Genomic DNA, 19,763 nt, shown 5'->3' with positions numbered 1-19,763 from the left:
TGGCGTTTTCGGCGAGATCCTTCCTTCTCCCCTCGAGGAGAAGAGGAGGCGTCTGCGATGACTTTCCCCACCACCGCCCGTGCTCCCGAAACCGCCCGCCGCAACGGCGTCATGCACAGCGGTTCGCGCATCGTGCCTGAGGAAGTGCCGATCGCCTTTTCCTATGGCGGCAGTTCGCATTCAGTAATGATGGCGACACCCGCGGATCTTGAGGATTTCGCGGTCGGTTTCAGCCTGACCGAAGGGATTATCGCCAGGCCGGCGGAGATATCCGCCATCGAGATCGTCGCGGGCGGGCAGGGCATCGACGTGCAGGTCAGCCTTGCCGACGATGTCGCCGATCGGCTGCGGGCGCGCCGCCGCAGCATGGCCGGACCGGTCGGCTGTGGGCTCTGCGGCATCGAATCGATCGAACAGGCGGTGCGGCCGGTGCCCGATGTCTCGACATCGCCGTTGGCGCTGTCTCATGCGGATATCGTTCGGGCTGTTTCGCTTCTGAACGAGGCGCAGCCGCTGCATCGGGAGACGCGGGCCGTACATGGCGCTGGATTCTACCTTCCCGGCAGCGGGCTGATTGCGGTTCGCGAAGATGTCGGCCGCCATAACGCTCTGGACAAACTCTGCGGCGCCGTCATCCGCGCCGGCGAAAGCGGCGGAAACGGCGCGGTCGTCGTCACCAGCCGGCTGTCGGTCGAGATGGTGCAGAAGGCGGCGATCCTCGGCAGCCCCGCGCTCATCGCCATTTCAGCGCCGACGGCCCTTGCTATCCGCACGGCCGAAGCGGCCGGCATGACGCTCGTCGCGCTGGTGCGCGGCGAAGATTTCGAGATTTTCACACACCCGCACCGCATCTCGCCCGGAAGTATCGCCGATGTCGCATGATACCAAAACCAAGCTTGTCTATATGGCAAATCAGATCGCCACCTTTTTCAAAAGCCAGCCGCAAAATGAGGCCGCGCAAGGCGTCGCCACGCACATCAATAAATTCTGGGAGCCGCGCATGCGGCGGCAATTGTTTGAAATTCTCGATAAAGAGGAGAACGGTCTGGATGCACTGGTGCTTCAGGCCGCTCCCATGATCCGCAAGCCGGAGGCGGAGGCAAACCAGGTCCGGTAATTCAAAGTGGCGTCTGGGGAGGGGAGGCAGCAGCAAACTGCCTGCCCATGCGCCACTGCATACGTCGAAATATAATCGATTTAAAAATACGAAGTTCGACGTGTTGCAGCGTCCTTTGCGCGCCTGAAAATGGGCGACGCTACAATCACAGCAAGGTCTGAAACAGGGAGGAGTTGTTCATGACTGCAGCGAGAACACGTACTGACGGAGCGTTGGCGGGCTCAGGCCTGCTTGATCGCGAAAGGATTATCGCAAGGCCCGGTTTCAACAGGTGGCTGGTGCCGCGGCCGCACTTGCCATCCATCTCTGCATCGGCATGGCCTATGGTTTCAGCGTGTTCTGGCTGCCGCTTTCCAAGTCGCTCGGGATCACGGCCTCGACCGCCTGCCCCGATCTGACCCTCGCCTCGGCGCTCTTCACCACCACCTGCGACTGGCGCGTTGCCGATCTCGGCTGGATCTACACGCTGTTCTTCGTTCTGCTCGGCTCGTCGGCCGCCATCTGGGGCGGTTGGCTGGAGCGGGCCGGCCCGCGTAAGGCGGGCGTCGTTTCCGCCTGCTGCTGGTGCGGCGGCATCGTGCTTGCCGCCGTCGGCGTCCTTACCCATCAGCTCTGGTTGATGTGGCTCGGTGCCGGCGTCATCGGCGGCATTGGTCTCGGCCTCGGCTATATCTCGCCGGTCTCGACGCTGATCAAGTGGTTTCCCGACCGGCGCGGCATGGCAACCGGCATGGCGATCATGGGCTTCGGCGGCGGCGCAATGATCGGCGCTCCGCTTGCCAACCTGCTGATGAACACCTTCAAGACCGATACATCGGTCGGCGTCTGGCAGACTTTCATCGTCATCGCGGCGATCTATTTCGTCTTCATGATGGGCGGCGCCTTCGGCTATCGCATCCCGCCGGCCGGCTGGCGGCCGGAAGGCTGGACGCCGCCCGCGGCCAAGAGCACGATGATCACCACCAGACACGTGCATCTGCGCGACGCCCACAAGACCAAGCAGTTTTGGCTGATCTGGGCCGTGCTCTGCCTCAATGTTTCGGCCGGAATCGGCGTTCTCGGCATGGCCTCGCCGATGCTGCAGGAAATCTTCGCCGGCTCGCTGATCGGTCTGCCTGATGTCGGCTTCGCTCAACTCGATGCCGGGCAGAAGGCATCGATCGCCACGATCGCTGCCGGATTTGCCGGTTTGCTGTCGCTCTTCAATATCGGCGGACGGTTCTTCTGGGCGTCATTGTCCGACAAGATCGGCCGGAAGAACACCTATTATTGCTTCTTCCTCATCGGCATTGCGCTTTATGCGCTGGCGCCCACCTTCGCCGGCATGGGCAACAAGGCGCTGTTCGTTCTTTCCTTCGGCATCATCCTGTCGATGTATGGCGGCGGCTTCTCCACCATCCCGGCCTACCTTGCCGATATCTTCGGCACGCAGTTCGTCGGCGCCATTCACGGCCGGCTGCTGACTGCCTGGGCAACGGCGGGGATCGTCGGCCCCGTCGTGGTCAATTATATCCGCGAGGCTCAGATCGCCGCCGGCGTTGCCCCTGGTCCGGCCCTCTATACCGGCACCATGTATATCCTTGCCGGCATGCTGGCGCTCGGTCTCATCGCCAATGCGCTGGTCAGGCCGCTTCCGGACAAGTGGTTCATGAGGGATGACGAGGTCGCGGCGCTGCAGGCGAAGTCTGCGGCCGTCAATGCCGGGCCGACCGGCTCCTTCGGCATCGGCACCGGCGGGCTGGACGCCAAGGCGATGCTGGCCTGGGCCGTCGTCGGCATTCCGCTGCTCTGGGGTGTCTGGGTTACGCTGAAGGCGACTTTCGCCCTCTTCGGGTGAGCGGTCGAATTGCGCCGCCCGGTTTCCGCGGCGGCGCGCTCTATCGCAGCTTGCGCGACGATTTCCTCAAACGGTTGACCGGTCCCGCCGACGAGACCGACCGCTGTAGGCCTAAATTACCTATGACGAACAATAAAAAACCGCCGAGAACGGCGGTTTTTCGATATCCAATTGTTCTGGCAGATCAGGCAGCCAGTTCATCCGTCTCGTTTTCCTTGAACATCTTGGCGAGGTTCAGGAAGCAGATCATGCCGTTTTCCGAAGCGATGATGCCCTCGCAGAAAGCGCGGTCGAAGGAGGCGGTCACCTCGGGCACCGGCTGGACCTGGCTGGACGAGATGGTGAGAATATCCGAGACGCGGTCGACGAGCATGCCGATGACCATGCTGTGAACTTCAGCGACCACGATGGCGCTGCGTTCGTTGGCAACGGTGCTCTTCATGCCGAGCTTATAGGCGAGATCGATGATCGGGATGACCGAACCGCGCAGGTTCATGACGCCGATGACATCGGCCGGCGAATGCGGGATCGGGGTCGAAGGCGCCCAGCCGCGGATTTCGCGAATGGTCGTGGTCTTGACGCAAAATTCCTGATCATGCAGGCGGAAGGCAATGATCTCGAGCGTATCGCCGCTGAAGCTAGTGGAATTGATCGTGGCCATTAGAATTCTTCCCAACTGTCGTAAGCCAAAGCAGAAGCGGGTGCGCCACCATTGGCGCCGACGAGCTTTGCCTTCACACCACGCGATGACTTTGCATTTGGCAAAGCATCGTTACGGTTAGCGACGACATTAACGGAAGAGTGTTGCCCAAATCTAAATCGGGAACGGGAGTGTGAAGCTTTTCCGCCTCGATCTACTTCAACCGATCGTCTTTTCGATCTGCGAGACGGCCCAATCGACCTGCTCCCTCGTTATAACAAGTGGCGGAGCAAGGCGAATCGTGTGGTCATGGGTGTCCTTGGCGAGAAGGCCTCGCTCCTTCAGTGCATGGCAATATTGCCGCGCGCCGCCGGCTTCGGGCTCCAGCTCGATCGCCATCATCAGGCCGCGACCGCGCACCTCCCTGACGATGTTGGAGCGGATCGACCTCAAGCCTTCGATGAAATAATCGCCCATTGCGGCGGCATTCTCGATCATGCCTTCGTCGACGAGCACCTTGAGGGCCGTGCGCGCCACCGCGCAGGCGAGCGGATTGCCGCCGAAGGTCGAGCCGTGCTGGCCGGGCTTCAGCACGCCCAGCACCTCGGAATTCGAAAGGACGGCGGATACGGGATAGAAGCCGCCGGAAAGCGCCTTGCCGATCAGCGTCACATCGGCCTCGATGCCTTCGTGCTCCTCGGCCAGCAGCTTGCCGGTGCGGCCGAGGCCGGTCTGGATCTCATCGAGGATCAGAGTGACGTTGTTATCAGTGCAGAGTTCCCGGATACGGGTAAAGTAACCGGCCGGCGGGATGATGACGCCGGCTTCGCCCTGAATCGGCTCGATGAGGGCCGCAACGGTATTGCCGTTGATCGCGGCCTCGAATGCCTCGGCATCGCCGAAGGGAATGATGCGGAAGCCCGGCGTGTAGGGGCCGAAGCCGGTGCGGGCGTCGGGATCTGTGGAGAAACTGATGATGCTCAGCGTGCGGCCATGGAAATTGTCGGCGCAGACGATGATCTCCGCCTTGCCTTCAGGCACGCCCTTGACCTCGTATCCCCATTTGCGCACAGCCTTGATGGCGGTCTCCACCGCCTCGGCGCCGGAATTCATCGGCAGGATCTTGTGCGAGCCCGTCAGTGCGGCAAGCTCCTCGTAGAGATGGGCGAGCTGATCATTGCGGAAAGCGCGGGATGTCAGCGTCAGCCTGCCCGCCTGTTCGACCATGGCGGCGAGAATCTTCGGGTGGCAATGGCCCTGGTTGACCGCAGAATAGGCCGAGAGGCAATCGAGATAACGATTGCCGTCGGTATCCCAGACATACACGCCTTCGCCACGCGTCAGCACCACGTCGAGCGGCTTATAGTTGTTGGCGCCGAGCCGCTGTTCCGTTGCGATCAGTTTTTCCGAAGTGTTCATGGCGCTTCTCCCTCAGCCTTGTCTATGCGGCACGTGTCGGACGATCGAAGATGCGGCGGCCGAACAGGCTTGCCGTCAGTTCCACCAGGATGCGAGCGCTCTTGCCGCGATCGTCGAGAAACGGATTGAGCTCGACGAGATCGAGCGACGAGACGAGGCCGCTGTCCGAAAGCATTTCCATGACAAGATGCGCCTCGCGAAAGGTCGCGCCGCCAGGCACCGTCGTGCCGACGCCTGGGGCGATGTCGGGATCGAGGAAATCGAGATCGAGGCTGACATGCAGCAGCCCGTTGGCCTTGGCGACGACAGCGAGAATCTCCCGCATGATCGCGCCGATGCCCTGCTCGTCGATCGCGCGCATGTCGAAGACATTGACGCCGTGTTCATGGATTTCCTCGCGCTCGCGCGCATCGACCGAACGGATGCCGACCTGGAAGACATTCTTCGGGTCGACGAAGGGCCGGTCCTTCGGGAGGATTTCGGCGAACTCCGCCTCGCCGCAGAAAAAGGCAACGGGCATGCCGTGAATATTGCCGGAGGGCGACGTGGCCGGAGAGTTGAAATCGGCATGGGCATCGAGCCAGAGCACGAAGAGCGGGCGCTCCTTGCTGGCGGCATAACGCGCCATACCGGAGACGCTGCCCATCGACAGGCTGTGATCGCCGCCGAGAATCAGCGGAAAGCGGCCAGCGGCGGCGACGTCATAGACGCTGCTTTCCAATGCGCGCGTAAAGGCGCCGACGATCCTCAGATTATGGGCTTTCGGATGATTCGGCAGATCCATCGCGGGCACGATGGAGAGATCGCCGATATCGGCGACGTCGTGGCCGAGATCGATCAGTGTCTGGTCGACGCCGGCAATCCGCAGCGCTGCGGGGCCCATGGCGGCGCCTCTGCGGCCGGAGCCTTCTTCCAAGGGTGCGCCGATGAGGGTGACAGATCGCGATTGCGCGTTCATTCGAGGGCTCCGTGTTGAGGCCTGTTTCGGCCGATAGTGGGATAAAGGGCTGGCGGCAAAAAGATGGAAAAGTGCCAGAAATGGACTATGATTGCGCAGATTGATAAAGCTATTTTGGCAAAGTGTTCGACGTGGACGATCTCGATACGGAACTTCTGAGTGCGCTTCGCCACAATGCTCGCATCTCCGTCTCCTCGCTCGCGGCAATGACCGGTGCATCGCGGGCAACGGTCGCCGCCCGAATCGACCGGCTGGTCGCCAGCGGCACCATCGTCGGCTTCACCATCCGTACCAGTCACGAGACGCGATCCGCCGGCGTGCGCGCCATCGTCATGATCGAGGTGCTCGGCAAGCTCGCCGACCGGGTAGCCGATCAGCTCAGGGGCCTGCCACAAGTGCGTGCGCTTCACAGCACCAACGGCAAATGGGATTTCGTTGCCGAGCTGGAGGACCGCGATCTCGCCGCCTTTGACGAGACGCTGCGTCGAATAAGATTGATCAACGGCATCAATTCGACCGAGACCAATATTCTTCTCAAAACGAGCAAGACAGGTTTCTAGGGCATGATCTGCGGAACTAGCCCCTCATCCGCCGGCCGGCACCTCCGCTCCAACCTCGACGTTGCATTTGGCACGTCCCCCTCGCCCCGCAAGCGGGGAGAGGGTTAGGGTGAGTGGCAGACCTCAGGTCCGAACCGAACCGCCGTCCGCTGCGTTCTGCTCCTGATTTAGCCGGCTTAATATTCCCGCTCGTAAACGACGCCTGCTTCGCCGGCACCATTCCCGCCAGCGGCTCCTCGCAATTTGACGCCGCGGCCGACATCGAGATTGATGATTGCCTTGGCGCCGGCCGAGCCGCCCTGCTGCAGTTCGAAATAGGTACGGTCGTTGAGGTAGCGGCCGACGCTGACACTCGTCTGGCCCTTCTCGTCGGTGCTGACGTCGAAATCGTCGACGCCGAGCTGGTTGCGCAGGCCCTCGAAGAGCGAGGTGGAGCGGTTGCCGGCCAGCTGGCTGACGGCGTCCGCGAGCTGGGCGATCTGCACCGGCGAGAGCTTCGACATCGACTGGCCGAAGATCAACTGCGCCAGCACTTCGTCCTGCGGCAGCTGGGGCGAGGAGGAAAAGGTGATCGAGGGATCGGTGGCAAGGCCTGAGACATCGACCGTCAGGGTCGTCGTGCCGGAGGTAGAGGTCGCTTCCATGTCGAGCGCCGGCGTCAGGTCGCCGGCAAAGGTGATCCTGCTCTTGTCGGAGAAGTTCAGACGGCGGTTGAGAATGGTCAGCCGGCCGCGGCGCATGGTAAAGCCGCCGGTGACGATGGGTGCTGCCGCCGTTCCGCGGATGGTCACGAGACCTCCGAGCTCGGCATCGATGCCGCGGCCGCGCGCGAAGATCTGGGAGGGCGCATCGATTTGGAGGTCGAGCGTGATAACGGAGGACTTCTCGCCCGGCTTTCGCTCGCCGTCATCGCGCAGCTGCGCCAGCACCGCTCGCGGTGCATTCTTATGCCGGATGTCGATTTCGCGGAGCGAGGTCGGCAATCTCTCCGGGACGGTGATCGAGGTCTTGTCCAGCCGGAGCTTGCCGCTCAGCGTCGCGCTCATGATCGGCCCGCGCAGGCCCACCGTTCCGTTGACAGTCGAGACAACAAGCGTTCCGTCGACATAGACGGCCTTGTCGAGCTTGATCGAAATGTCGGCGGGAAATCCGCCGGCCGGCTGGATGCCGATGGTGCCGCTTGCCGAAATCGTGCCGCCGCCGCCAAGATTGCCGCTGAGGCGCGAGATGACGGCCTGGTTGCCGTTGAAGGTGACGGTGGCTGCGAGATTGTTGACGGCAAGATTGCGCCTGACGTCGACGAGCTTGGCGGCTGATGTCGAGACAGTGCCGTTGATGACGGGTGCCGCGGCCGTTCCGCCAATCTTAAGATCGACGCTGGCGACGCCGTCGGCGACAAAGCCCTGCTGTGCGAGCGGGGCGCCAAGCACGGCGAAGGGAACATTGCCGTTGAAGCGCATGTCGACGGCGCGGTTGCCTGACATCACGACGCTACCGCCGCCTTTCAGCGACATGCCGGCATCGCCGGCAAGGTTGGTGTCGACTGTCAGCCTGTTATCGGCAAGCTTGCCGGATGCCCCGATGCTGAATGGCGAAAGACCGGCGCCTTTCGTCTGGCTCGTCGCGGCATTCTTCCAATCGACCTTGAAATCGACGGCGGGCGAGGACAGCGCGCCCGTCGCCTTGGCCGTCGCCGTGATCGTGCCTTCGGCTCCGATGCCCGGAACAAAGCCGTTGGCGATGGCGGCCGGAACATTGGCAGCGTTCGCGGTGACGTCGATCGATCGGATCGTAGTGCCTGCAATGGAAAGATTGCCGGCGGCTTTCAGCGAAATGCCGCCACTGCCGCTGAGGTCGGCATCGAAATCCAGTCGGTCGCCGGAATATTTTCCCGTCGCCGCCAAAGCAAGGCGGGAGAGGCCGGCGGCCTTGGTGTGGCTGGTCGCGGCATCTTTCCAGTTCAGCTTGAAATCGACGATCGGGTCTGCCGGCGTTCCAGATGTCTGGGCGCTCGCCGACAGAGTGCCTTCGGCACCGAGGCCGGGAACAAAGGCATTGGCGATATTTGCCGGCAGCGCCGGAATATCGGCATTGATCGAAAGGTCGCGTATGGCCGTTCCCGCGATCGTCACGCCACCCACCGCCTTGGCCAACATGCCGTCCTTGCCGGCAAGGCTGGCATCGAAGTCGACCCTGCCATCGGCGAACTTGCCGGAGGCCACGGCACTCAGGCCCGACAAGCCGCTGCTCCTGGTCTGGGCGGTGGCGGCGTTCTTCCAATCGAGCTTGAAATCGACGGCGGGCTTGGGCAGCGGTCCTGAGGCGGATGCCGTTCCCGATACCGTGCCCTCCGCGGCAAGGCCGGCAACGAAGCCGTTGGCAAGGCTCGCGGGTAGATTGGCAAGATCGGCTTTGACGTCAATGTTGCGGATCGAAGTGCCCGATATCGCCACATTGCCCGCGGCATTCAGCGACAGGGCGTCCTTGCCGCCGAGATTGGCGTTGAAGTCGAGCTTGTTGTCGGCGAGGTGTCCCGATGCGGCAAGCGCGAGGCCGGAAAGATGCGCGCTTCTGGTGTGACTGGTCGCGGCGTCCGCCCAGTCGAGCTTGAAATCTGCCTTGGGTGCAGCGGGTGTTCCGGCTGCCGAAAGCGTGGCGGATATCACGCCGCCGGCCGCCAGATCGGGGACGAAGGCATTGGCGAGGGCGGCGGGGAGTTTGACGATTTCGGCATCGACCTTCACGCTGTCGATTGCCGCACCGGCGAGAGCGACATTGCCCATGGCCTTCAATGAGAGACCTTGGTCGCCACCGGCCGCCGCGTTGAAATCGAGCTTGTTATCGGCAAATTTCCCCGATGCGGTAACGGCGAGAGCGGCAAGGCCGGCACGCTTCGTGTGGCTGGTCGCAGCGTCTTTCCAATTGAGGTCGAAATTGGCGGTGGGGGCCGAAAGCAAGCCCGCAGCCGAGACCCTCCCCGAGACCGTGCCTTCGGCGGCGAGATCGGCGACGAAGCTGTTTGCCAGGCTTGCCGGAACATTTGACAGCGTCGCATCGGCCGCGACGGTGCCGATCGTCGTGCCGGTAACGGCGACATTGCCGTTCGCCTTCAGCGAGAGGCTGTCTGCGCCGGCAACTGCGACGTCGAAATCAAGCTTGTTGTCGGCGAACTTTCCGGACGCGGTGAGGCCAAGACCGGCAAGGCCGGCCCGTTTCGTGTGGCTCGCCGCGGCGTTTTGCCAATGGAGATCGAAATCGGCGGCCGGGGCTGCAAGCGACCCGCTGGCCGCGACGGTTCCGGAGATTGCGCCTTCCGCTGCGAGATCGGGAACGAAGCCGTTGGCAATCGCTGCGGGGATATTGTCCAGTGTTGCGCCGACCTTGATGTTACCGATCGTCGTCCCGGCGATATCCACGTTGCCGTTTGCCCTGAGCGAGAGTCTGTCGGCGCCGATGGCTGCGGCATCGAAATCGAGCTTGTTGTCCGCGAATTTGCCGGACGCAGTCACATCAAGAGCCGCGAGGCCGGCGCGCTTGGTGTGGCGCGTCGCAGCGCTTTTCCAGGCGAGGTCGAAATTGGCGATTGGGGCCTTAAGGGAACCGGCGGCGGTCACCTTTCCCGTGATCGTGCCTTCGGCGGCGAGATCGGAAGCAAAACCATTGGCGACCTGCGCCGGCAGGTTGAGGATATCGGCGTCGATATCGAGCACCGGCGCCGTCGGATCAGCGAGAGCGACGTTGCCGCGGGCCTTGAGTAACAGGCTGTCGGCACCGGCGATTGTCGTGTCGAAATCGAGCTTCTTCTCGGCAAATTTGCCGTTGGCGTTGATGCCGAGCGGTGCCAGGCCCGCGCCCTTAAGCTGCCCGGTCGTCGCATCCTTCCAGTCGAGTTTGAAATCGGCGATGGGTGCTGCCGGCGTTCCCGTCACGGCAATCGTTCCCGAGATTGTGCCGCCGGCCGAAAGGTTCGGCACGAAACCATTGGCCAGCGCTGCCGGCAGTTGGTGGATGTCGGCATTCAGCTTCAGCGTCTCGCCGGCGGAACCGGTGACGCTCACCGAACCGGTGCCTGTTTTCAGCGTCAGTCCGTCCAGACTGGCGGTGCCGCCGCCGATCGTGACCTCAGTCGGTGCGGCAAGCTCGACCGGGATGTTGCGGGGGCTGGCCGAGAAGCGGTCAAGATTTACCGCGATCGTGCCGCCTGATGCCTGGATATTGCCGGCGGCCAGCACCGGGTTGCCGTCATAGGCAGCGTTGAGATCGAAATCGGTTCGGTTCTGCTGCTTGGTGAAATCGAGCGAAAGGCCGGCGAGCCTGTTTTCTCCGGCAGCCAGCTCTTCGGCGCGGATCGTGCCGTTTGCCGCAAGGGCGCTGAGATCGCTGACCGTGAGGTCGATATCCGGCTTGATGATCGCCAGCGTATCGCGGCGGATCGAGGCACCTGATGCAACGAGCTTGAGCGCGATCTTGCCGCCGTCGCTCTCGATGCCGAGCGAACCCTTGAGATCTCCTTCGGCTTTCTGGCCGCCGAGCGCAGCCAGCAAGCCGAGCTTGGGGAAATCGAAGGTCAATGCGCCCGAGGGCGTCAGGGAGGGCGAAAGCTCCAGCTTGCCGGTCAGCCGGTTGCCGCCGACATCGGCGGTCAGTGCGGGAATGCTCGTCCTGCCGTTCTCAGAACGGATGTCACCGTTGATTCCGATCGGCTGTCCGTCGATCGTGCCGGTGGCCGCAAACTTCCCCTGCGGCGCCTTGGCATCGGCGACGCCCGACAGATCGATATTGAGGTCGGCGAGCGCGCGATCAGCCATCTCAAGGCTGGGAGCCTTGATATTGGCTGTCACGGAGATCGCCGGCAGTTCGCCTCCGATCCTCAGCGCGTAACCGGCGCCGCCGCTCGCGCCCGTCATCAGCTTGCCGATATCGGGCAGCCGACCTGAAAGATCGGCGTTCAACATCGAACCGTCGAACGCGACGTTGCCGGCGGCTTCAAGCGTGCCGGATTTCAGGACGAGATTGGACAGCGCGAATTTCGACGGGATCGTGCCGGTCACCTGGCTTTCGAGCGAGATCGGCTGATCGAACCTGCTCGTCGCCGCGGCCGGCAGGGCCGCTGGTTCGACGCTCAGCTTGACATTGCCGGTCAGCGCGCGGTCTGCCAGCCGATAGGAACCATTGAGGCTGCCGTTGATATTGGCGCTTTCGACGGTGGTGCCGTTGAAGCCAATGTCGCCCGACGAAATTTGGAGCGGCGAGGCGATCGTGATAGGGCCCTGAACTGCGCGATTGAGGTTCGGTTCGGCAAAGGTTGCGTCCCCGGCCACGAGGCGCAGCTGAACGCTGCCGGAACGGGCGGCAAGATTGAAGGCATCGCTCTTTGCCGTCAGCTTGACGTTGCCGATATCGGCCTGCGGCAGGGTGGCGCTGTCGAGCGAGCCGCTGAGGCTCAGTCGGGCGCTCTGCGCATCGCCCGTCAGAGCCAGGTTGAGGCCTGAAATCAGGAAGCGCGCTTCGCCTTCGGCGAGCGGCCAGCGGAAATCGACGGGGCCGGATGTGCCGAGCAGATTGGCGTTCAGGCTGTTGTTGCCGGCCGGATCAAGCGCGCCCGATGCGGCGATGACGACGCTGCCGGTGGCGATATTGCCGGTCTGGATATCGATCTTGCCGTGGTCGTCGAAGGTGGCGGCAAGATCGATATTGGTCTGGCCGGCGAAAAGCGGCCGGAATGCTGCGGGAAGAAGCGAGCTCAGGTCACCGCCACCCTTGAGATCGAGATGATGCAGCCTGTCTGCGCCAATCGCATGCCGGCCCTCGATTGCAGCGCGCTGCTGCCCGTCGAGCGCAGCCTGTATCTTGCCTGTCCAGTCGGATATCGGTCCCTGGCCGTCGAGGTCGATGTTGACCGCAGGATTGCCAGGCAGGCCGAGGAAGCCCGCCAACAGCCCACCCTTCGGCTCGGCAAGCTGCGCCTTCAGCCGCAGCCGGTTTTCGGCCGGCGCGTAGGCGATATCGGCAGTAAGGCGCGCATCCGGAACCGCGTGGCGGCTGACATTGACCATCGCTTCGCCGCCGTCGCCATTTGCCGAAAGGCTGCCTTCGGCGGCGAGCGCGAAAGCCCGCCCGGCAAAAGCTTCGGCCAGTTTGATATCGGGCAAGGCCACATGGTCGACATCGATCTTGACCGGAAGAGTGAAGCCGCCGGAGTTTTCGGCGCTGGGCCGCGAGGGCAGGGTGCGCACCGGCTTGCGCAGCACGTTGATCGTGTCGATCTGGAAACGCTTGGCGTGGAATGTTCCCGTCAACAGCGCCAGCGGGTTCCAATCGATCGCCACACCGTGGATTTCCGCAAAAACGCCCCTCGTGTCGGATAGGGAGATTTCGGTGGCGCGAAGCCCGCCGGTCAAAAGCCCTTCCGGTTCGCGCACCTCGATCGTCATATCGCGGTTGGAAAGGGTGGAGGCGATCTTTTCGGTGACGATGCGGGCGCCAAAGGAGGTGAAGCCGAAGATCGCAAGCGCCGCGACAGCGAGAATCAAGATGGCGCCGACGGCATAACCGGTGACCCGCACGATCCAGTTGACGATTTTTGCCAGCGTTTGCATCGGCGCGAACTACCCCGTTTTCATGCGGCCCATCGATTGGAACAAACCGGAATCGCAACCCTAGAAGGATTGGCCGATGCCGGCATAAATTCCATAATCTGTGCCATCTTCGTACTTGTTCAGCGGCACGGCAAAATCAAGCCGCAGCGGCCCGAAAGGTGTGGCATATCGTATTCCCGCGCCGGCGCCGGCGCGGATATCGGAAAAACCCGGGAAGGTGCTGTCCGATACGGTGCCGACATCGATGAAGGGCACGAGGCCGATCGTATCGGTGATCTTGAAGCGGGCCTCCAGCGACCCGGTCACATAGGAACGGCCGCCGGTGGCATCGCCATTGTCGTTGTAAGGCGAAATTTCCTGATAACTGTATCCGCGCACCGAGCCGCCGCCGCCGGCGAAAAAGCGCTGCGTGGCAGGAATGTCCTCGATTCCGCCGCCGCCGATCAGCACGCCGGCGGCGACCTTGCCGGCAAGCACGAGGCGATCCTCGGCGCCGAACGGCAGATAGCCGGAAATCGAGCCTTCGAACGCCGCATAGGGTGTGGCGTTGAAGACCTCGTAGCCGGGCTTTGCCGAGACTGTCGCGCGATAGCCTTCGGTCGGATTGAACTTGTCGTCGCGTGCGTCACGATCATACTGAAGCGGCAGGGCGATGGTCAGATAGTCATTGGTGCCGAAGGCGTCGTCATCGCGCTCCCAGCTGACTTCGCCGCTCGCCGAAACCGTGTCCTTCTCGGTCAATTCATAGGAAAGCCCGAGCGAGGCGGTGACGAGCGTCGCATTATAGGCGTCCGGATTCTGGGTCTTGGCGACGATACCGGCCTTCAGCGTGGCGGCCGGGAAGAAGGCGCCGGGCTTGGTGAAGAGGATGCCGGCGGAATAGTCGAGGCTGCCGACATCGGTGGCTTCGCCGAGCCGCGAGACCGAGCCTTCGATCCTCAGTGTCTCGGCCTCGCCGAACAGGTTGCGGTGGCCCCAATAGCCCTGGATGCCGAGGCCGTCGGTGGTGGAATATTGCGCGCCGACGCCGAAATAACGCCTCTTGCCTTCGGACACCTCGATCGTCATCGGCAGCGTACCATCAGGCGACAGCACATCGCCCTCATGAATGGTGACGCTCGAAAAGACGCCGAGGGCGCGAAGCCGCTCGCCGGCCTTCTTCAGCCTTTCCGGCGAATAGGCATCCCCTTTGTTCAGCCGGGAATAACGCTGGATGAAACCTGGCCGCACGGTTTTTTCGCCGGTGACCCCGACATCGCCGATCGGGGCGACAGGCCCACCTTCGGCAGCAAGCACGATGTCGACCGTGTCGCTCCTGTGATCGGCGACGACCTTGCGTTCGGTCAATTTAGCGAAGGGCCGACCTTCGCTTTTCAACTGTTCGACAATCTTGTCGCCGGCCTTGATGATGGCGAGCGAGCCGGCCTCGGCGCCGGGGGCAAGGTCGTAATCGGCGGGATTGCGGTCCGCGGCGTCGCCGCCGAACTGCACCTCTTTGACCCTGAAAACGGGTCCGGGGGTTATATTGACGGTGACGGGGACCGGCCCGGAGCGGTCGAATGTCGGATTGGGCGGCAGCTCGTCGATATCCTTGCCGTCGATGGTGATCGTCACCACGCCGCCGTAACGGGCTTTTTCATACAAGGTGGCGATCAGCCGCTCGCGGTCGTCACGCGCCTTGACGACGATGCCGAGATCGCCGGAGACGGGCTGTTTCTGGTCGCTGACGAGGCGGGAGCTGTTTTCGAGCGCTTCCCTGAGATCGGGATCGGCGGTGTCGGCCTTGAGCTCGACGTGATAGCGCACCGGATCGGGCACCTGTTCGCTCTCGTCCTCCTCCTTGCCGAAGATGGTGATGCCGAAAAGCTTGAAGGCGTAAGCATCGCCGATCAGGACCGGTGAGAAAGCAGCTGCCGCTGCGACCACCATCATGGTGCCTGTTCGCCGATACGCAAAACCTGTTTTCGGACTTGTCCCTCTAATCCGCATCCGCTGCTTTTGGTTACGCCTACATGAAGCTTCGTTGCCCAGCCGTGAACAGCTTAGCGGCAAAATCGCGCAGGGTGTACCATTTTAAATTGCCCATGCGCTAATTCAGCACAAAAAATCCCGGATGTGTGTCCGGGATTTCCTGTTTTTGCGTTTTGCCAGCGCTCTCAGCGCGGGCAAGCGTCGATGTAACGGCGGCCATAGCGGTCGCGATAGTAGCACTGGCCGGGCTGTTCCGCGACGCTGCCGATCAGGGCGCCCGACACGCCGCCGATGGCGGCGCCGACCGCCGCGCCACGAACGTTGCCGGTGACTGCACCGCCAATGACTGCGCCGGATGCAGCACCGATGCCGGCGCCCTGCTGGGTCGGTGTGCAGCTTGCGACCGACAGGCCGATCAATGCGAGTATGACAGCTTTTTTCATCTCTTTTCTCCTGGGTTGTCGCCCAATGGGCATAGGCCGTCCCTATTGTTTTTTTGGCACGCTAGCTCGAAAACTATGTCGGAAGAAAGGGTTGTCCACTCTTGTCCGGATTTTTTTGCATTGAAGGGGTGTTGCGGGTGTTGCGGATTTTGCGCCTATGTCGGGCGCTTTTGCCGCATGGCCCCGTTGATTGTGGCGCGCGTATTTTTTTGTCTGGAATCATTCAAAAAACTGGGCCTTTTGCCGCAGTTGATGTTAAACCAAAGGGTAAGCATTGACGCGCGGACGTCCCATCGGCAAGAACGGCCGCGTGATACTGGAGCATATGATGGATTTCGAAGCATTTTTCAAAAACGAGCTGGACGGGCTTCATGCCGAGGGCCGCTACCGCGTTTTTGCCGATCTCGAACGTCACCGCGGCAACTTCCCGCGGGCGACGCGCCATACGGCCGATGGCGAGAAGGAAGTCACGGTCTGGTGCTCCAACGACTATCTCGGCATGGGCCAGAACCCGAAAGTGATCGAGGCGATGAAGACCGCCATCGACCACTGTGGCGCGGGTGCGGGAGGCACCCGGAATATTTCTGGCACCAACCATTACCACGTCCTGCTCGAGCGTGAGCTTGCCGATCTGCACGGCAAGGAATCGGCACTGATCTTCACCTCAGGCTATGTCTCCAACTGGGCCGCACTCGGCACGCTCGGTGCCAAAATCCCCGGCCTGATCATCTTCTCCGATGCGCTCAACCATGCCTCAATGATCGAGGGCATCCGGCATGCCAAATGCGACAAGGTGATCTGGAAACACAATGACGTCGCCGATCTCGAAGCCAAGCTTGCCGCCGCCGATCCGAAGGCGCCGAAGCTGATCGCCTTCGAGAGCGTCTATTCGATGGACGGCGACATCGCCCCGATCAAGGAGATCTGCGACCTGGCCGACCAATACGGCGCGATGACCTATCTCGACGAGGTGCATGCGGTCGGCATGTACGGCCCGCGCGGCGGCGGCATTGCCGAGCGCGAGGGGCTGATGGAGCGGCTGACGGTGATCGAGGGCACGCTCGGCAAGGCCTTCGGGGTGATGGGCGGTTATATCGCTGCGTCGACGGCACTGTGCGATTTCATCCGCTCGTTTGCCTCCGGCTTCATCTTCACCACGGCGCTGCCGCCCGCATTGGCAGCCGGCGCCGTCGCCTCGATCCAGCATCTGAAGGTCAGCCAGTTCGAGCGCGCCCGCCATCAGGACCGGGTGCGCAAATTGCGCTCGCTGCTCGATCAGCGCGGCATTCCGCATATGCACAATCCCAGCCATATCGTGCCGGTGATGGTCGGCGATGCAGCCAAGTGCAAGTGGATCTCCGACCTCTTGCTCGACAATTGCGGTGTCTATGTCCAGCCGATCAACTATCCCACCGTGCCGAAGAAGACCGAGCGGCTGCGCATCACCCCGACACCGCTGCATTCCGACGCCGATATCGCCCATCTCGTCGAAGCCCTGCATTCGCTCTGGTCGCGTTGCGCGCTAGCAAGGCACGTCGCCTGATCTTTCAACGATCGCCTGGGTTCTAACCTCGCGAATCAGAACCTCCATCGGAGGTTCTGACGGCGATTGTTTGTTCCGCATTCATCAGCTGGATAAGATTATCTAGCCTTTGCCCTGTCGCTCTATCGATGAATGACGCATTGCAGTCCGGTCTCGTGGATTCGCATCGGCCTTTTCCATGCCTTCCTTCCTTCAATTCACGCTTGTTGTTCCATCTGTCGAATTGCATGAGAAAACCTTTTCTCACTTGACAGAGAGATTGGTAAAAGCTTTTCTCAAGCCAATTCAGAAGGAGGAAGGCCTGAACATATCGGGAGGAAAAAGAGGCAGGATCACCATCCATGAGGTCGCGTCGGCTGCCGGCGTGAGCATCTCGACGGCGTCGAAGGCTCTCAACGACACCGGCCGGATGGGAGCGGAAACCCGCGAGCGCGTGAAGCGGATTGCCGGCGAAATCGGATATCGGCCGAATGCGCTGGCAAGAGGTCTTCTCAGCAAGCGCAGCTTCACCATCGGGCTGCTGACGAACGACACTTACGGCCGTTTCACGCTGCCGGTGATGGCGGGTATTTCGGACGCGCTCGTCGATCATGGGGTCTCGGTTTTCCTGTGCGCCATCGAAGATGATCCGGCGCTCGCCCAGATCCATGTCGATGCGATGCTGGACAAGCAGGTCGACGGTATCATCGCAACCGGCAAGCGGCTGGACAGGCGTCTGCCTGTCGACTTGTCGAATTTGCATGTGCCTGTCGTCTACGCCTTCACCGAGGGGACGCAGAACAGCGTTACCTTCCGTTCGGACGACGAACAGGGTGCGAGGCTGGCGGTCGAATGGCTCGCGACGATCGGGCGGCGGCGGATTGCGCATATTACGGGGCCGGAAGACTTCTTTTCGGTGCGGGAGCGGGCCGGGGCCTATCATCAGGTGGCGGGCCACCGCGAGCCGGTGCTCTATGGCGTCTGGTCGGAAAGCTGGGGCCATGAGGCGGTGGAACAGCTTTGGAAGAGACCGGGGGAAAAGCCGGATGCGCTCTTCTGCGGCAACGACCAGATCGCCCGTGGCGCGGTGGATGCGCTGCGTGAGCGCGGCGTCAAGGTGCCGCAGGATGTTTCGGTAATCGGCTTCGACAATTGGGAGATTGTTGCGGCCCAGACGCGGCCGCCACTGACGACGGTGGATATGGAGCTGAAGGAGCTCGGGCGGCAGGCCGGTTTGACGGTGCTGGCGCTTGCGGAAGGACGGCCCGTCGAGCCGGGAGTGAGGAAATTGCCCTGCCGGCTCGTCATCCGGCGGTCATGCGGGGGTAGGACTCCTCCGGAATGAGACTAAGGGAATGAGAATCAGGGAAATGAGCAAAGGCGCGAGTAGATGCGCCATATTGGGAGGAGTGTCATGATCAAGCGTCTATTGGCGGCGACCGGCATCGCTACTTTGTGCCTGGTGTCGGCTGCATCGGCTGCCGAAAACGTCGAAATGTGGGTCCGGTCGGGGATCGGCGACGCGTTCAAGAAGGTCGTCGAGGCTTATAATTCCAGTCATGAGAACAAGGTCGTGATGACCGAAGTGCCGTTCTCCGAGCTGGTGCAGAAATATGCGACGGCAATCGCCGGCGGACAGGCGCCGGATGCCCTGTCGATGGACCTCATCTACAATCCCGCCTTTGCCGCGGCCGGCCAGCTGGAAGACCTGACGGACTGGGCGAAGTCGCTGCCCTATTTCAACTCGCTGTCGCCGTCGCATGTCCGCCTCGGCACCTATCAGGACAAGATCTACGGCCTGCCGCTCTCTGTGGAAACATCGGTTTTCGCCTGGAACAAGGATCTCTACAAGAAGGCCGGCCTCGACCCGGAAAGGGCGCCGGCCAACTGGGACGAAATCACCGCCAATGCCGAGAAGATCCGGGCTCTCGGTGACGATACCTACGGCTTCTATTTCTCCGGCGGCGGCTGCGGCGGCTGCATGATCTTCACCTTCACCCCGCTCGTCTGGGGTGCGGGCGCCGACATCCTGTCGGCCGACAGCAAGAAAGCGACGCTCGATACGCCTCAGATGCGCAAGGCCGTCGACATCTACCGCAACATGGTCACGAAGGACCTCGTGCCGGCGGGTGCGGCCAGCGACAACGGTACGAACTTCCTGACCTTCACCAATGGCAAGATCGGCCAGCAGAGCCTCGGCGCCTTTGCCATCGGTACGCTGGTGACCCAGCATCCTGAGATCAATTTCGGCGTGACCCTCATTCCCGGCGTCGACGGCAAACCGTCGTCCTTTGCCGGCGGCGACAATTTCGTCATCACCAAGGGAACGAAGAAGATCGACGCCGTGAAGGAATTTCTCGAATACATCTATTCGATGGACGGCCAGAAGATCATGGCGAAATATGGCAGCCTGCCGACACGCGGCGACATTGCCGATAAGGTGCTCGAAGGTCTCGACCCGCGCATGCAGGTCGGTCTGAAGGCAATCAGTGTCGCCAAGACGCCCTATACGCTGCAATTCAACGACCTGATCAACAGCGCCAACGGTCCCTGGGCAAGCTTCACCAATGCGGCGATCTTCGGCGACGATGTCGACGGGGCGTTCTCCAGCGCCCAGTCGGAAATGCAGTCGATCATCGATAGCGGCCAATAATTCTCCCAAGGCCGCGGCCGGGGAGCGGTGGCAGCTTCCCGGCC

12 protein-coding genes and 1 pseudogene are annotated in these 19,763 nt (G+C 62.1%); 7 read left to right on the top strand and 6 right to left on the bottom strand.

Going from position 1 to position 19,763, the window contains the following annotated elements; translation table 11 throughout:
- Positions 1–57 precede the first annotated feature (57 nt).
- From fdhD to Tal182_RS20845, 3 genes and pseudogenes are all read left to right on the top strand, one after another.
- Entirely contained in the window at positions 58–882 is an 825-nt protein-coding gene (gene fdhD, locus Tal182_RS20855; RefSeq protein ID WP_085860607.1) for a formate dehydrogenase accessory sulfurtransferase FdhD, read from the top strand.
- Positions 872–1,117, top strand: coding sequence for a formate dehydrogenase subunit delta (locus Tal182_RS20850; RefSeq protein ID WP_064805366.1), 246 nt, complete (start codon positions 872–874; stop codon positions 1,115–1,117). The genes fdhD and Tal182_RS20850 overlap by 11 nt, the downstream gene beginning before the upstream one ends.
- 179 nt (positions 1,118–1,296) lie before the next feature.
- Positions 1,297–2,954, top strand: a pseudogene (locus Tal182_RS20845) (OFA family MFS transporter).
- A gap of 184 nt (positions 2,955–3,138) precedes the next feature.
- On the opposite strand, the gene Tal182_RS20840 reads toward Tal182_RS20845, so the two are convergent.
- From Tal182_RS20840 to rocF, 3 genes are all read right to left on the bottom strand, one after another.
- Positions 3,139–3,615: a chemotaxis protein CheW gene (locus tag Tal182_RS20840; RefSeq protein WP_064707940.1), complete on the bottom strand. Its 477-nt coding sequence runs from the start codon at positions 3,613–3,615 to the stop codon at positions 3,139–3,141.
- 198 nt (positions 3,616–3,813) lie between these two features.
- Positions 3,814–5,013, bottom strand: coding sequence for an ornithine--oxo-acid transaminase (rocD, locus tag Tal182_RS20835; RefSeq protein WP_085860606.1), 1,200 nt, complete (start codon positions 5,011–5,013; stop codon positions 3,814–3,816).
- A 22-nt stretch (positions 5,014–5,035) separates the two neighbouring features.
- Entirely contained in the window at positions 5,036–5,971 is a 936-nt protein-coding gene (rocF, locus tag Tal182_RS20830; protein ID WP_064811477.1) for an arginase, read from the bottom strand.
- 122 nt (positions 5,972–6,093) lie between these two features.
- On the opposite strand from rocF, the gene Tal182_RS20825 reads away from it, so the two are divergent.
- A complete protein-coding gene (locus Tal182_RS20825; RefSeq protein ID WP_170965837.1) occupies positions 6,094–6,531 on the top strand; it encodes an Lrp/AsnC family transcriptional regulator in 438 nt (145 codons plus the stop codon).
- 176 nt (positions 6,532–6,707) lie between these two features.
- On the opposite strand, the gene Tal182_RS20820 is transcribed toward Tal182_RS20825, so the two are convergent.
- The 3 genes from Tal182_RS20820 to Tal182_RS20810 form a co-directional block, all read right to left on the bottom strand.
- The gene (locus Tal182_RS20820) at positions 6,708–13,130 is read right to left on the bottom strand and encodes a translocation/assembly module TamB domain-containing protein (protein WP_085860605.1); all 6,423 of its coding nucleotides are present in this window, start codon (positions 13,128–13,130) and stop codon (positions 6,708–6,710) included.
- Between the two features lie 60 nt (positions 13,131–13,190).
- A complete protein-coding gene (locus Tal182_RS20815; protein WP_170965836.1) occupies positions 13,191–15,119 on the bottom strand; it encodes an autotransporter assembly complex family protein in 1,929 nt (642 codons plus the stop codon).
- A gap of 167 nt (positions 15,120–15,286) precedes the next feature.
- Positions 15,287–15,544, bottom strand: a complete 258-nt coding sequence (locus Tal182_RS20810) for a YMGG-like glycine zipper-containing protein (RefSeq protein WP_011427043.1) — start codon at positions 15,542–15,544, stop codon at positions 15,287–15,289.
- 328 nt (positions 15,545–15,872) lie between these two features.
- On the opposite strand from Tal182_RS20810, the gene hemA reads away from it, so the two are divergent.
- From hemA to Tal182_RS20795, 3 genes are all read left to right on the top strand, one after another.
- Positions 15,873–17,087: a 5-aminolevulinate synthase gene (gene hemA / locus Tal182_RS20805; protein ID WP_085861011.1), complete on the top strand. Its 1,215-nt coding sequence runs from the start codon at positions 15,873–15,875 to the stop codon at positions 17,085–17,087.
- Positions 17,088–17,346: 259 nt separating this feature from the next.
- Complete coding sequence (locus tag Tal182_RS20800; protein ID WP_237350420.1) at positions 17,347–18,411, top strand: LacI family DNA-binding transcriptional regulator; 1,065 nt, start codon at positions 17,347–17,349, stop codon at positions 18,409–18,411.
- 69 nt (positions 18,412–18,480) lie between these two features.
- Positions 18,481–19,719, top strand: a complete 1,239-nt coding sequence (locus tag Tal182_RS20795) for a sugar ABC transporter substrate-binding protein (protein WP_085860604.1) — start codon at positions 18,481–18,483, stop codon at positions 19,717–19,719.
- The last annotated feature ends 44 nt before the right edge of the window (positions 19,720–19,763 follow it).

The sequence above is a fragment of the Rhizobium sp. TAL182 genome (assembly GCF_002117725.1).
GTDB lineage: Bacteria > Pseudomonadota > Alphaproteobacteria > Rhizobiales > Rhizobiaceae > Rhizobium > Rhizobium esperanzae.
The sequence above is the reverse complement of the archived record's forward strand: the minus strand, read 5'-3'. Positions and strand labels throughout refer to the sequence as shown.